Annotated in this window: 12 protein-coding genes; 8 read left to right on the top strand and 4 right to left on the bottom strand. The window is 40.3% G+C overall.

The features are described 5' to 3' along the window. The first annotated feature begins 84 nt into the window (after window positions 1–84). From pdhA to AC00Y6_RS03600, 3 genes are all read left to right on the top strand, one after another. Window positions 85–1,086: a pyruvate dehydrogenase (acetyl-transferring) E1 component subunit alpha gene (pdhA, locus tag AC00Y6_RS03610; RefSeq protein WP_474489367.1), complete on the top strand. Its 1,002-nt coding sequence runs from the start codon at window positions 85–87 to the stop codon at window positions 1,084–1,086. 82 nt (window positions 1,087–1,168) lie between these two features. After that, a complete protein-coding gene (locus AC00Y6_RS03605) occupies window positions 1,169–2,794 on the top strand; it encodes a 2-oxo acid dehydrogenase subunit E2 (protein ID WP_474489248.1) in 1,626 nt (541 codons plus the stop codon). 131 nt (window positions 2,795–2,925) lie between these two features. Next, a complete protein-coding gene (locus AC00Y6_RS03600; RefSeq protein WP_474489247.1) occupies window positions 2,926–3,633 on the top strand; it encodes a DUF2490 domain-containing protein in 708 nt (235 codons plus the stop codon). Here AC00Y6_RS03600 and AC00Y6_RS03595 read toward each other — a convergent pair whose 3' ends face one another. The 3 genes from AC00Y6_RS03595 to AC00Y6_RS03585 all read right to left on the bottom strand — a co-directional run bounded on the left by AC00Y6_RS03595 (window position 3,634) and on the right by AC00Y6_RS03585 (window position 6,948). Further along, window positions 3,634–4,080 carry a phosphohydrolase gene (locus tag AC00Y6_RS03595; protein ID WP_474489246.1) on the bottom strand — a complete coding sequence of 149 codons (447 nt, stop codon included), beginning with the start codon at window positions 4,078–4,080 and terminating at the stop codon, window positions 3,634–3,636. After that, on the bottom strand, window positions 4,081–4,395 hold the full coding sequence (locus AC00Y6_RS03590; protein WP_474489245.1) for a hypothetical protein: 315 nt from the start codon (window positions 4,393–4,395) through the stop codon (window positions 4,081–4,083). Window positions 4,396–4,476: 81 nt separating this feature from the next. Then, window positions 4,477–6,948 (bottom strand): FtsK/SpoIIIE family DNA translocase, encoded by a 2,472-nt coding sequence (locus AC00Y6_RS03585; protein ID WP_474489244.1) that lies wholly within the window; start codon window positions 6,946–6,948, stop codon window positions 4,477–4,479. A gap of 416 nt (window positions 6,949–7,364) precedes the next feature. Here AC00Y6_RS03585 and AC00Y6_RS03580 point away from each other — a divergent pair, with 416 nt between their 5' ends. The 4 genes from AC00Y6_RS03580 (at window position 7,365) to AC00Y6_RS03565 (ending at window position 9,978) form a co-directional block, all read left to right on the top strand. Continuing rightward, window positions 7,365–7,766, top strand: coding sequence for an ExbD/TolR family protein (locus AC00Y6_RS03580; protein ID WP_474489243.1), 402 nt, complete (start codon window positions 7,365–7,367; stop codon window positions 7,764–7,766). A gap of 94 nt (window positions 7,767–7,860) precedes the next feature. Further along, window positions 7,861–8,358 (top strand): hypothetical protein, encoded by a 498-nt coding sequence (locus AC00Y6_RS03575; RefSeq protein ID WP_474489242.1) that lies wholly within the window; start codon window positions 7,861–7,863, stop codon window positions 8,356–8,358. A gap of 40 nt (window positions 8,359–8,398) precedes the next feature. Continuing rightward, entirely contained in the window at window positions 8,399–9,181 is a 783-nt protein-coding gene (locus AC00Y6_RS03570; protein WP_474489241.1) for an alpha/beta fold hydrolase, read from the top strand. Beyond that, window positions 9,181–9,978: a patatin-like phospholipase family protein gene (locus AC00Y6_RS03565; protein ID WP_474489240.1), complete on the top strand. Its 798-nt coding sequence runs from the start codon at window positions 9,181–9,183 to the stop codon at window positions 9,976–9,978. Before AC00Y6_RS03570 ends, AC00Y6_RS03565 begins: the two co-directional genes overlap by 1 nt. 160 nt (window positions 9,979–10,138) lie before the next feature. Here AC00Y6_RS03565 and AC00Y6_RS03560 read toward each other — a convergent pair whose 3' ends face one another. Then, complete coding sequence (locus AC00Y6_RS03560; RefSeq protein WP_474489239.1) at window positions 10,139–11,143, bottom strand: DHH family phosphoesterase; 1,005 nt, start codon at window positions 11,141–11,143, stop codon at window positions 10,139–10,141. A gap of 225 nt (window positions 11,144–11,368) precedes the next feature. Here AC00Y6_RS03560 and era point away from each other — a divergent pair, with 225 nt between their 5' ends. Next, entirely contained in the window at window positions 11,369–12,244 is an 876-nt protein-coding gene (gene era, locus AC00Y6_RS03555) for a GTPase Era (RefSeq protein WP_474489238.1), read from the top strand. Window positions 12,245–12,280: the final 36 nt, after the last annotated feature.

Genomic DNA, 12,280 nt, shown 5'->3' with positions numbered 1-12,280 from the left:
TGTGTTGTATGACGAAAATATAATTGTATGCTAACAATAAAAAAAGTTTTTTTTCTTATTTTTGCTACATATTTCGAAATTACAATGAAAGAATTTTCTAAAGAAGTCTACCTGAAATGGTATGAAGAAATGACGATGTGGAGAAGGTTTGAAGACAAATGCCGTTCTCTTTATCTTAAACAAAAAATCAGAGGTTTCTTACATCTTTATAACGGTCAGGAGGCTATTCCTGCCGGATTTGCCCATGCAATGGACCTTACTAAAGACAGCATGATTACGGCTTATAGATGCCACATCCACCCAATGGCGATGGGCGTAGATCCTAAAAAAATCCTTGCAGAACTTTGCGGAAAAGCAACAGGAACATCCAAAGGGATGGGTGGTTCTATGCACATTTTCAGCAAAGAACACCGTTTCTATGGTGGCCACGGTATTGTAGGTGGTCAGATTCCTTTGGGAGCAGGTATTGCATTTGCTGACAAATATTTTGACAGAAAAGCGGTAAACATCTGTTTTATGGGAGACGGCGCCGTACGTCAGGGATCTTTGCATGAGACGTTTAACATGGCTATGAACTGGAAACTGCCAGTGGTTTTTGTTTGCGAAAACAATGGTTACGCTATGGGAACATCGGTTAAGAGAACAGCCAATCACGAGGATATTTATAAATTAGGATTAGGTTACGAAATGCCTTGTCTTCCTATTGATGCAATGGATCCTGAGAAAGTGGCAGAAGCGGCTTACGAAGCGATAGAAAGAGCAAGAAGAGGAGATGGGCCAACGTTTATTGAGGCTAGAACTTACCGTTACAGAGGTCACTCTATGTCAGATGCAGAACCTTACAGAACTAAAGAAGAAGTGGCTGAGCACAAAAAAGAGGATCCAATCGAAATCGTAAAACATAGGATTTTGGAAAATGGTTGGGCTACAGAGCAGGAACTGGAAGTTATGGATGAAAAATCAAGAGCTTTTGTGGAAGAGTGCGTAGAGTTTATGGAAGAATCTCCGTATCCAAACGTTTCTCAAGTTTATGATTTTGTATATTCTACACCTGATTATCCATTCTTAGACAAATTAGAAAATTAAAAACAGAATTAATTTGAAATTTGAAATTTGAAATTCGTCGGGTTTCAAATGTCGAATATCGAATCTCAAATCAATAAAAATTATGGCAGAAGTAATTACTATGCCCCGTTTATCGGACACGATGACGGAAGGCAAAGTTTCAAAATGGCACAAGAAAGTAGGGGACGCTGTAAAAGAAGGCGATATCCTGGCAGAGATAGAAACTGATAAAGCCGTTCAGGATTTTGAATCCGAGATCAACGGAACATTACTCTATATAGGTGTTGAAGAGGGTTCTCAGGCTCCTGTGGATTCGGTTTTAGCCATCATTGGGCAAGAAGGTGAGGATATTTCTTCTCTCAAAGCCGGCGGTGCTGCTACCGAAGAAAAGAAATCTGAAGAAGAATCTAAAACAGAGAACGAAGAAACTCCTGTTGAAACAGGTCAGGACGCTCCTGCTGCTGCCATCCCGGATGGTGTGGAAGTTATCACCATGCCAAGGCTTTCTGATACCATGACGGAGGGGAAAGTTGCCAAATGGCAAAAAAATGTGGGTGATACAGTAAAAGAAGGCGATATCCTTGCTGAGATCGAAACCGATAAAGCCGTTCAGGATTTTGAATCTGAATTTAACGGAACTTTGTTATATCAAGGAGTTGGCGAAGGCGATGCGGCTGAGGTAGATAAAATATTGGCAATCATTGGCCCTGCAGGAACTGATGTTTCAGCCGTTGTTTCCGGTGGTGGTAAACCTGCTGCTGCACAAAAAGCAGCTTCTGAAGATACAGCCAAATCTGCTGCACTGGCAGAAGATAAAAACGAATCAGCACCTGTGGCGGCGTCCACGGGGGATCGTGTAGCAATTTCGCCTTTGGCAAAAAAAATTGCTCAGGACAAAGGGATTGATTTTGCAGCTATCAAAGGCTCTGGGGAGAATGGCAGAATTGTGAAAAAAGATGTTGAGAATTACCAACCATCTGCACAAGCACCTGCGGCATCTGCTCCAAAAGCTGTAGCAGCGCAACCAAGCGCAGCATTTACACCTGGTGAAGATTCTGAAACACAGAATTCTCAAATGAGGAATATTATTGCCAAAAGACTTGCCGAAAGTAAGTTTACGGCACCACATTATTACCTTACTGTTGAGATTAATATGGATAAAGCCATCGAAGCCAGAAAAGAAATCAACAGCCAGCCGGATACCAAAGTCTCTTTCAATGATATGGTGATTAAAGCTGTGGCGGTGGCACTTAGAAAGCATCCTCAGGTTAACTCTTCTTGGGCAGGTGACAAGATTGTTCACCATGGCAATATCAACGTGGGTGTAGCTGTAGCTGTACCAGACGGATTGGTAGTTCCTGTACTTAAGAATACAGATTATATGAACTATAACGAGATCTCGGCATCGGTCAAAGATATGGCAGGAAGGGCCAAAACGAAAGCGCTTAAGGCTAATGAGATGGAAGGTTCCACATTCTCGGTTTCCAACCTTGGGATGTTTGGTATAGAGACATTCACTTCTATTATCAATCAACCTAACTCAGCCATATTGTCTGTTGGGGCGATCGTTGAAAAACCAATCGTTAAAAATGGTCAGATTGTCGTTGGTAATACCATGAAACTTTCCCTGGCGTGTGACCACCGTGTTATCGATGGTGCTACAGGTGCTCAGTTTTTACAAACATTAAGAACTTATCTGGAAAGCCCACTTACGCTTCTATTAGGATAGAATATAAAGTTCGGAATATTGATAAACCCTTTCAGTTTTTACTGAAGGGGTTTTATTTTTAATTCTTTTTTATTCGGTGTCAAAACAAATAATTGTCCATATAATATGGTTGATTTACTTATCTTAGTCTGGTGAAAAAAATAATAATTCTCGTGCTGTTTCCTGTTAGTATGCTCTATTCCCAAGGGCATGTTTCGGGATTTAATATGGTCTCTCTTAATTATAAGTTGAATCCAAAATGGTTAGCTTATGTGGAGTTTCAAACAAGATCGAGACGAGATTACTCGGTATTGGATTATTACGAAGTGAAAGGTGGTTTGGGCTATAATTTTGATAAACAAAATCAGATTTTTTTCGGTACAGGCCGTTATGCGACTTATGAGAAGATGGCAATTAGTCAGGAGGAGTTGCGGATATGGCTACAGTATATTTACAGTCACCGTTTGGGCAATGTAAAAATAGATCACCGGCTTCGTACAGAGCAAAGATATTTTTTGGCAAGCCAGTCAGGCGAAAAAAGTCAGGCTGTGCGTTTCCGTTACCGTTTGGGTGCAACTGTGCCACTTAATAATGATAAAATTGAGGCTAAGACCTTATTCGCAAATGCTTTTGAAGAAGTTTTTTTCAGTAACGGCGCACCGGCATTTAAAAGATACCGATCATTTGCGGGATTAGGTTATCAGTTTAATAGTTTACTTTCTTCTACTATTGGATATATGTTTCAGCGTGAGTTTTCTGCCAGGAAGAACGATAATTATCATTTTGTTTATTTTGCACTCAATTTCACTATCGATAGCTTTGATACAGAGCGGGATCCCAATATGCCACTTGGGGATTAGTTAGTATTTCTCTGTGAGATAAAGAAAAGCTTTCAGGTATTTATTAAACCTTTTTAGGTCTTTTTCTTCCAGCAGGCTGGGCAATCTTGTGAGATCCATATTGTCCCGCAGGTCGTTCAGTTTTACAGCAATTGCAAGGCTGCTTTGTTCTGTCCTTTTTACAAAAGCATCATAGTCAGCTTCTTCGTTTTCACGTTTTGTGAGACAATCCACGGCAAAGATAATATGCTCTGGGAATCCTTTTTCTCGGAGATAAGCAAAGTCATAATCCGGCACGTCTTCTACCACGTCATGCAACGCACCTACAATTTTTTCGTCAATAGTTTTTCCAGCATTCATTACGCGGAAAACATGTCCCAGATAGGGCGCGCCATACTTGTCGGTTTGTTTTTTGTGTGCTTTAGTTGCGATTTTTATGGCTTTGTAGAGGAGTTCGTGGGACGACATTTATTTGGAAAGTGGTTTAAGTGGTTTGAGGGGTTTGATAGGATCTAAGGAAAAAGGTTTAGGTTTTTCCTGTTGATAATGTTTGTTTGATGGGACTTTTTTGGTCAGCATTTTATAACGAGCCGCCTTGTTGGAATCTAGGTTTTTATAAAAAGGGCTGCTGGCGGTTTCTCTTTTCAGTTTTAAGCTAGTAGCAGAATCTGAATGGGCGAAAATTTCTTTCTTTGGTGTTGGTGATAATAATTTTTCGGCCTTTTCCTGAGAGAAAACCAAACCAAAAGCTGACAATCCAAATAGTAGACAAATTTTTTTCATCTCAATAATTTTGAATGAATTTATAAAAAAAACCTTAATCATAAATGTTAAGGTTTATTAAAGTTTAGAGTTTTTTTTGTGTTATCTTCCCTTCAATTCATCCAAAAGTTTCTCCAGTGAATTAAGGTCTGTAATCTGGACTTCTCTGGCTTTAGCACCATTAAAACCACCAACAATACCGGTTGCTTCCAGCTGATCCATAATTCGGCCGGCTCTGTTGTAACCTAATTTCAACTGCCGCTGCAGCATGGATGTTGATCCCTGTTGTGTGGAAACCACTATTCTTGCAGCTTCTTCAAATAGAGCATCTTTCTCATTCGGGTCAAAAGAACCTACGGATGAGCCACCATCTTCGCCGGAGTATTCAGGAAGCAGGTAAGCGTCGGAATACCCTTTTTGTTCACCAATATATTCCGCAATCCGCTCAACTTCCGGTGTATCCACAAAAGCGCATTGCAGACGCGTGAGATCGTTACCATTAAAGTAAAGCATATCACCTTTACCAACCAATTGCTCCGCTCCAGGCGAATCCAAAATGGTTTTGGAATCGACTCCCGAAATCACCCGGAAGGCAACCCTGGCCGGGAAATTAGCTTTGATCATACCGGTAATTACATTTACAGAAGGCCTTTGTGTCGCCACAATAAGGTGGATCCCAATGGCTCTGGCCAACTGTGCCAATCGCGCAATAGGGTGTTCCACTTCTTTGCCAGCCGTCATAATAAGGTCGGCAAATTCATCCACTACCAGAACAATGTACGGCAAATATCTGTGTCCGTTTTCGGGGTTCAGTTTCCTTTCAGAAAATTTTTTATTATATTCTTTGATGTTTTTACAAAATGCATTTTTCAGCAATTCGTAACGGTCATCCATCTCAATACAAAGCGAATTCAGTGTGTTAATTACTTTCGCATTGTCTGTGATAATCGCATCTTCTGTATCAGGAAGTTTTGCCAAATAATGTCTTTCAATCTTTGAATATAGTGATAACTCCACTTTTTTCGGGTCCACCATCACAAACTTAAGCTCGCTAGGATGCTTTTTATAGATTAATGAAGTCAGGATCGCATTGATCCCTACAGATTTACCCTGGCCTGTTGCCCCGGCCATCAGCAAGTGTGGCATTTTGGCGAGATCGGCAACAAATACTTCGTTGGAAATGGTGCGCCCAAACACCACTGGCAAATCCATATCGGCGTTTTGGAATTTTGGCGAAGCCACTACGGATCTCATGGATACCATTGTCGGGTTTTTCCTTGGCACTTCGATCCCGATAGTTCCTTTCCCAGGCATTGGTGCAATAATCCTAATCCCGAGTGCTGAAAGGTTGAGGGCAATATCGTCCTGTAATTTTTTGATGGCTGCCACGCGGATTCCTGCTTCTGGTACTATTTCATAAAGTGTAACGGTTGGCCCAATTGTCGCTTTGATTTCCGAAATTCCTACATTAAATGTTTTCAGAAGTCCAACAATTCTGTTTTTATTTTCTTCGAGTTCATCTTTGTTGATGGTGATTTCCTCGTTGCCATAATCTTTAAGCAGATCTACTGAAGGCATCTGGAATTTTGCCAAATCAAGCTTGTGGTCATACAAACCATGTTTGCTGATAAGGTCATCGGATTTCTGTTGTTCAGGAGTTGGCAAAAAATCTTCATCTTTTTTTATCTCAACATTGAAGGCAATATGGTCATCAGTTTTAGCAGTATGTGTCTCCACAGGTTTTTCCTGAGAAATAGTTGGGGTAGAAGGCGAAAGGATAACCGGCGAAGGCACAGTTTCCTTAACCTCTTCCTGAAACGAGGTTTGATTCGGTGTTTTGATGGGTTCAACCTCTTGGGTTACCCTGATATTACTGAATTCATCTTCGGTTTTAGTAGGTACTACTACAGCCGCTTTGTTTTCCGCTACTGGTTCCTGTTCCAGTTCTTCGTCCGCTTCAAATTCTTCCTGAGAATCCGGCATCATACTTTTTATCTTGCCAATGGTCTGGTCGTTGATATCGCTCAGTTTCTTTTTGATGGAACTTGGCCTGAGGTTAAATTCTAAAATAAAATAGAGTGCAAAACTTACTACTAAAACCAGCCAAAGTCCTACAGAACCAATGTATGACCTCAGGTAATCCATAATCTGGTAACCGTAAACACCGCCCAACACGCCTTGTCCTTTGGTAACGGCACCAAAGAAAATAGGAGTCCAACAGATGAAAAATAAACTGTGCGATATGGTTTTCCAAGGTTTGAAATAGTTTTTCTTAAAGATCAAAGTCCCAAAAACAAAGAACAAAAATGCCACTACAAATGCTGCAACTCCAATGCTTTCAAAAATAAAAAGGTTGCCCAGCCAGTCACCAATTTTCCCAAAGATGTTGGAAGATTTTACCGCTTTGTCGGCCATAGTACCAGCTTGGCTTTGGTCTGCTTTCCAGTTCATCAGGTAGGAGACAAAAGAAAGTGTAAGTACGATGGATAAAAGGATAAAAACAATTCCGGTGATAATTCTCGGCTTAGAAATAATTTTGCTGTTGTTGAGGCTTGTAGGTTGTTCTTTATTCATTTTTACTAAGGTCAGTAGGTTGCAAATTTAATGTTTTTTCTTTCGGTTAAAAATTAATTGGACTACAGAATCCCTAAAATTATCAATAATGTTGGTAACAGTTTTTTAATTCTATCTGATAGCTAATTTCAAAAAATGATCTTTTACGACTTCTAATAATGTATTGCATGGTTATTTTTAATTATAATTTAAAAATTAATAATTATGGTGTGGAATTTGTATTTTTTAATGTTCAAATATAATAATTTATTAAGTGTTATGATTTTTTATTGATAATTTTTAAATTTAATAGTTATGGCTGATTTTCAAACGCAAGAGCGTAACCCAGGCAAAAAAAGAGGAAACAGTTCAAGAACAACCATGCGTGTAGATATGACACCGATGGTCGATCTGGGTTTCTGTTAATTACATTTTTTATGTTTACCACCAACTTTTCCAAACCCAATGTGATGGATGTGGCCTTTCCTGCCAAAGGGCCTCATACACCTACAGAAATTGATTACAGGAATCAGATTACCTTTATTCTCGGGAAAGATGGCAAGGTTTTTTACTATCAGGATGAAAAAAGCAAGCTTAATGAAAGTAGCCTGAAACCAGTGTCTTTTGATCACTTCCAAGTGGCTAGAACTATTGAAACAGCTAAGGCTAAAGCGCCTAAAAAAGAATTCTTCACCGTGATTATAAAACCTACAGACGATTCACAGTACAGGACAATGGTGGATATGCTGGACGAGCTGGCTATCACCAAATCTCAGCGCTATGGTATTGCAGAGATGAATGATAAAGAAAAGGAACTTTACCTTGAAAAATTAAATTAAGTCAAGAATTAACATACAAAAAGCCCTTTCGGATTATCTATTTCGAAAGGGCTTTTTAATGGATTTTCCTTATTTTAGTGCAAAAATTAGATCCATGAAGAAAATCTTACCTGTCTTGGTGTTATTGTTGGTTGTGGCGTGTAAAAAATCAACTGTTTCTGATACGCCCAAAATTGACAGCGCAAAGATTATTGATTCCATTAATGCCGCCAGAACAAAAATTAACGACAGTATTCTCAGCCATAACCGCTTCCGTAACTGGGAAGGTGAACATAGCATTACCCACGATATGATTCCCGGAAAAGGGCAGGTTCGTTTCTCAAAATTAGGGCGGGACGAGTATAAGATCAATGGCAAAATAGCTCATGGAAAAGATTACATGATCATAGACGGTACTGGCGAGATGCGGTCTGAGAAGTATTTGAGTTTCAATGGAGTCATCAAACAAAGCTTGCAGGCAAACGACAATGGCAAAATCGATGTAAGAAGTGGGCGAAAAACTTTTCTTACCAAAGATGGTGGTAAATCCTTTAGGTTGCAGGAATCGCTTAACGGCTCGGGGTTTGCAGATCAGATTTACATCAAGTTCTAGTCTCCGAAAATGATTGGATTTGATTATAAAACTATAGAATATGCTTAATTATAAAATAGAAGGTACAGGAAACGAAAAGTTGGTTTTGTTGCATGGATTCATGGAGAATTTATCCATTTGGGATGACATGACACCTTACTTATCAGAAAAATTCACATTAATAAAAATCGATTTACCTGGTTTTGGGCAATCCAAAACCATTGCCGAAGTTCAAACTATGGAACTGATGGCAGAGGAAGTGAAAAAAGTAACCGATACTTTGGGGCTGGATCATTTCCATTTGCTGGGACATTCTATGGGCGGATATATTGCCTTGGCTTTTGCGGAAAAATATCCCAAGTTGCTGAAATCAATCACTTTATTTTTTTCCACTTATTTTGCGGATGACGAGGCCAAAAAAGAAATCCGAAGAAAAGGCCTTAGGATAATCAAGGATAACCTTCGTGGTTTTGTGAATGCAGGTGTTCCCAATCTCTTTAATCCCAACGAAATTGATGTTTTGGAAGCTAAGATCGCATTGGCTAAAGAAACGGCTTATTCTTCTTCGGTAGAAGGTGTTTTGTCCGCACAGAAAGGAATGATTGAACGCCCCGACAGGTCTCAGGTTTTAAAGGATTTTGAAGGTCGCATTCTTGTACTCGCCGGCAAACATGACTCTGCGGTTAATTCTGCCCAAACACTCAAAAACCTGCCGGATCAAACGAATATCAAATCTTATCTTTTGGATTGTGGGCATAACGGACACTGGGAAAAACCGGGCATTTGTGCAGCTATTATCAATACAGAGTTGCTCCATCATTTGCCAAAAAACCTGGTCATGTAATGCATTGGTTTCTGGATCAGCCCAAAAAACCGAAAGTGGGCATTGCGTTGTCGGGTGGTGGCATGCGTGGCGTAGCACATATTGCGGTGCTAAAGGCTTTGGAAGAATATGGCTTAAAGCCTGATGTAATTTCCGGAACTAGTGCCGGAGCAATCGTTGGTGCTTTTTATGCCGCCGGGAAAACCACCGATGAATTGACCGAAATGGTGAAAACGGAAACTTTTTTCTCCAGATCCTCTATCAAGTTGTCTGGCCGGGGGATTTTTAACCCACTGTTTTTGCGCCGGATTTTTGAAAAATATTTTGTAGATGATGATTTCAGTGTGATGAAAATTCCGCTGTATGTGGCAGCTTCCGAATTAACGCAGGGCAGGATAGAATATTTCTCCAGGGGTAGTTTGTTTGATGTTCTTATGGCGTCGGCGAGCGTTCCGTTCATTTTTCCGCCCGTTATCTTGGGCGACAAATTTTATGTAGACGGCGGCGTACTCAATAACCTTCCCATAGAGCCTATCAAAGATCAATGCGATGTTTTGATTGGTTCGCATGTCAACTCTATGAAACCGGAATCGGTGCAAAAACTCACCACAGCCACCGAGGTAGACCGCATTTTCCATCTCGCTATTTCCAATTCGGTTTATACCAAGCAGCAGGATTGCCGGATTTTTCTCAACCCGCCCGAGATGCTCCGGTTCAGCCTTCTCAGTAAAGAATCTGTAGATGTCATGCTAACCGAGGTTTACAATTATACCTGTCAGCAGCTGGAGGCGCATCAACTCAAAAAAATAGCGAGGTAGTTCTTTTTCTGCCTCGCTTTTCGAATTTTTAGGAGCTTATTCCCGCTGTCCGCTGTATCTTTTTTTCCAACGCCCAGCCTCCGCAAAAAAAGGATGCCGCTTCCATCGGGGCTAGGGGATTGGTCTTCAATAAGAATTTTCAGTATAAAATTACATCCTTTTAAAAATCTTCCTGCTCCACACGTTCTTTAAAATCAACGATGGTTTCTTCAATCGTTTTATAATATTTCCCTCCGGAAGCGTTGATATGTCCGCCACCATTAAAGTATTTCCTTGCAAACTGGTTGGTATCCACAGATTCTTTGGATCGGAACGATATTTTCACAAAATCATCGTAAAGGTCTTCCATAAAAAAGGCGGCCATTTTGGTTCCGGCAAGGCTTAGTCCGTAATTAACGAAACCTTCGGTATCACCTTTGTCAAAGCCATATTCTTTCAGTTCGGAACGTTTTAGCCAAAGGATTGCCACTTTGCCTTCCTTGGTCAGTTCAATCCGGCCAAGAACCAAAGATAGGAGATGGAGCCGCGAAAGGGTATTGGTATCCCAGGTGTTGGACGTAATCACCGCAGGATCCGCACCTTTCTCGATAAGGTCTGCCACAATGCGGTGCGTGGTAGCACTCGTAGAACGGAAGCGGAACCCGCCGGTATCCGTCATAATGCCCGTATAGAGACATTCGGCAGCTTCTTTTGTGACCAGTTTTTCCTCATGGTTTTCCTGGATAAAATGATACACCATCTGGCAGGTCGCCGGTACTGTGGTGTCAGAATAGATATAGTCAAACTGCTCAGGCATCTGGTGGTGGTCAATCAGTATTTTTTTTGCCCTGGATTTGCTTACCCAGTCTCCCAAAATCCCAATCCTGGACGGCGAATTAAAATCCAGACAAAAGATAACATCTGCATTGTAAATTGCTTCTCCAGCCAATTTTCTTTTGTATTCGCCAATCACTATTTTTTTGGCTTCAGGCATCCATTTCAGAAATTTTGGAAAGTCGTTGGGTGTGATAACGGTGGCATCCAGACCTTTTGCTTTCAGGTAATGTTTAAGGCCAAGAGAAGAACCAATGGCATCACCGTCCGGATTGTAATGCGTAACGATAACGATATTGTTTTCTGGTTTTAGAAGATGGTTGATTTCTGAGATTTCTTTGGCTGTAAACATTAGGATTTTTTGAAAATTGAAGTGGTCAAAGATATGGAAAAAGAAACAAGGTTATATCGTCTCTTGATGTACAAAATTTACAGTATTTTTAAAAATTATATAATAAGCCTCTAAGTTTTTGATTGAATGCTGATTTATCTTAAGTTAAAAAAACCTTACCTTTGCCAATCAATAATTCTTATAACAAAATAGCTGCTTTTACTTGTGGCTTTATAATATTTACCAATGCACAAAGCAGGATTTGTCAACATCGTCGGAAAACCGAATGCCGGAAAATCAACCCTTCTCAATCAGCTGATGGGCGAGAAACTGGCGATTGTTACCCAAAAAGCCCAGACAACGCGTCACCGGATTTTTGGGATTTACAATGAAGATGATCTTCAGATTGTTTTTTCTGATACGCCGGGGGTTTTGGATCCCAAATATAACCTTCAGGAGAAAATGATGGATTTTGTAAAGGACTCTTTGCAGGATGCAGACGTTTTTCTTTTCATTGTAGATGTCACAGATAAGGATCAGCCTTCAGAGTTTCTTATCGATAAGCTTAACAAGATCCCTGTACCTGTGCTTTTGCTGCTGAACAAAGTAGACCAGACCGATCAGGAAGGCCTGGAAAAACTGGTGGCAGAGTGGCACGAGCGTATCCCAAAAGCCGAGATTCTCCCAATCTCTGCGCTCAATGCCTTCAATACAGAAATTATTTTACCGAAAATCAAATCTCTGTTGCCTGAAAATCCCGCGTATTATGACAAAGACCAGTTTACGGATAAGTCTGAACGTTTCTTTGTAAACGAAGCGATTCGCGAAAAAATCCTTCTTAATTACGAGAAAGAAATTCCGTATTCTGTAGAGGTGGTAACAGAAATGTTTAAGGAAAAGGAAGGGATTATTTTCATAGATTCTATCATCTATGTAGAGCGCGATACCCAAAAAGGCATCGTCATTGGCCAAAAAGGCGAAGCTATTAAAAAAGTGGGGACAGAAGCGCGTTTGGACTTGGAGAAATTCTTTAGTAAAAAAATCCATCTTAACCTTTTTGTAAAAGTCAAAAAAGACTGGCGTAAGAATGACCGCGACCTCAAGAATTTTGGTTATCGCTAAAAATCCTTTGTGGTAAAGGATTTTTTTGTAGTTTTG

It is taken from the genome of Epilithonimonas sp. (genome assembly GCF_056329745.1).
The sequence above is the reverse complement of the archived record's forward strand: the minus strand, read 5'-3'. Positions and strand labels throughout refer to the sequence as shown.

Coding starts and splice junctions, on each gene's coding strand:
- pdhA (WP_474489367.1), top strand. CDS start 85: ATGAAAGAATTTTCTAAAGAAGTCTACCTGAAATGGTATGAAGAAATG.
- AC00Y6_RS03605 (WP_474489248.1), top strand. CDS start 1,169: ATGGCAGAAGTAATTACTATGCCCCGTTTATCGGACACGATGACGGAA.
- AC00Y6_RS03595 (WP_474489246.1), bottom strand. CDS start 4,080: ATGTCGTCCCACGAACTCCTCTACAAAGCCATAAAAATCGCAACTAAA.
- AC00Y6_RS03590 (WP_474489245.1), bottom strand. CDS start 4,395: ATGAAAAAAATTTGTCTACTATTTGGATTGTCAGCTTTTGGTTTGGTT.
- AC00Y6_RS03585 (WP_474489244.1), bottom strand. CDS start 6,948: ATGAATAAAGAACAACCTACAAGCCTCAACAACAGCAAAATTATTTCT.
- AC00Y6_RS03580 (WP_474489243.1), top strand. CDS start 7,365: ATGTTTACCACCAACTTTTCCAAACCCAATGTGATGGATGTGGCCTTT.
- AC00Y6_RS03575 (WP_474489242.1), top strand. CDS start 7,861: ATGAAGAAAATCTTACCTGTCTTGGTGTTATTGTTGGTTGTGGCGTGT.
- AC00Y6_RS03570 (WP_474489241.1), top strand. CDS start 8,399: ATGCTTAATTATAAAATAGAAGGTACAGGAAACGAAAAGTTGGTTTTG.
- AC00Y6_RS03565 (WP_474489240.1), top strand. CDS start 9,181: ATGCATTGGTTTCTGGATCAGCCCAAAAAACCGAAAGTGGGCATTGCG.
- AC00Y6_RS03560 (WP_474489239.1), bottom strand. CDS start 11,143: ATGTTTACAGCCAAAGAAATCTCAGAAATCAACCATCTTCTAAAACCA.
- era (WP_474489238.1), top strand. CDS start 11,369: ATGCACAAAGCAGGATTTGTCAACATCGTCGGAAAACCGAATGCCGGA.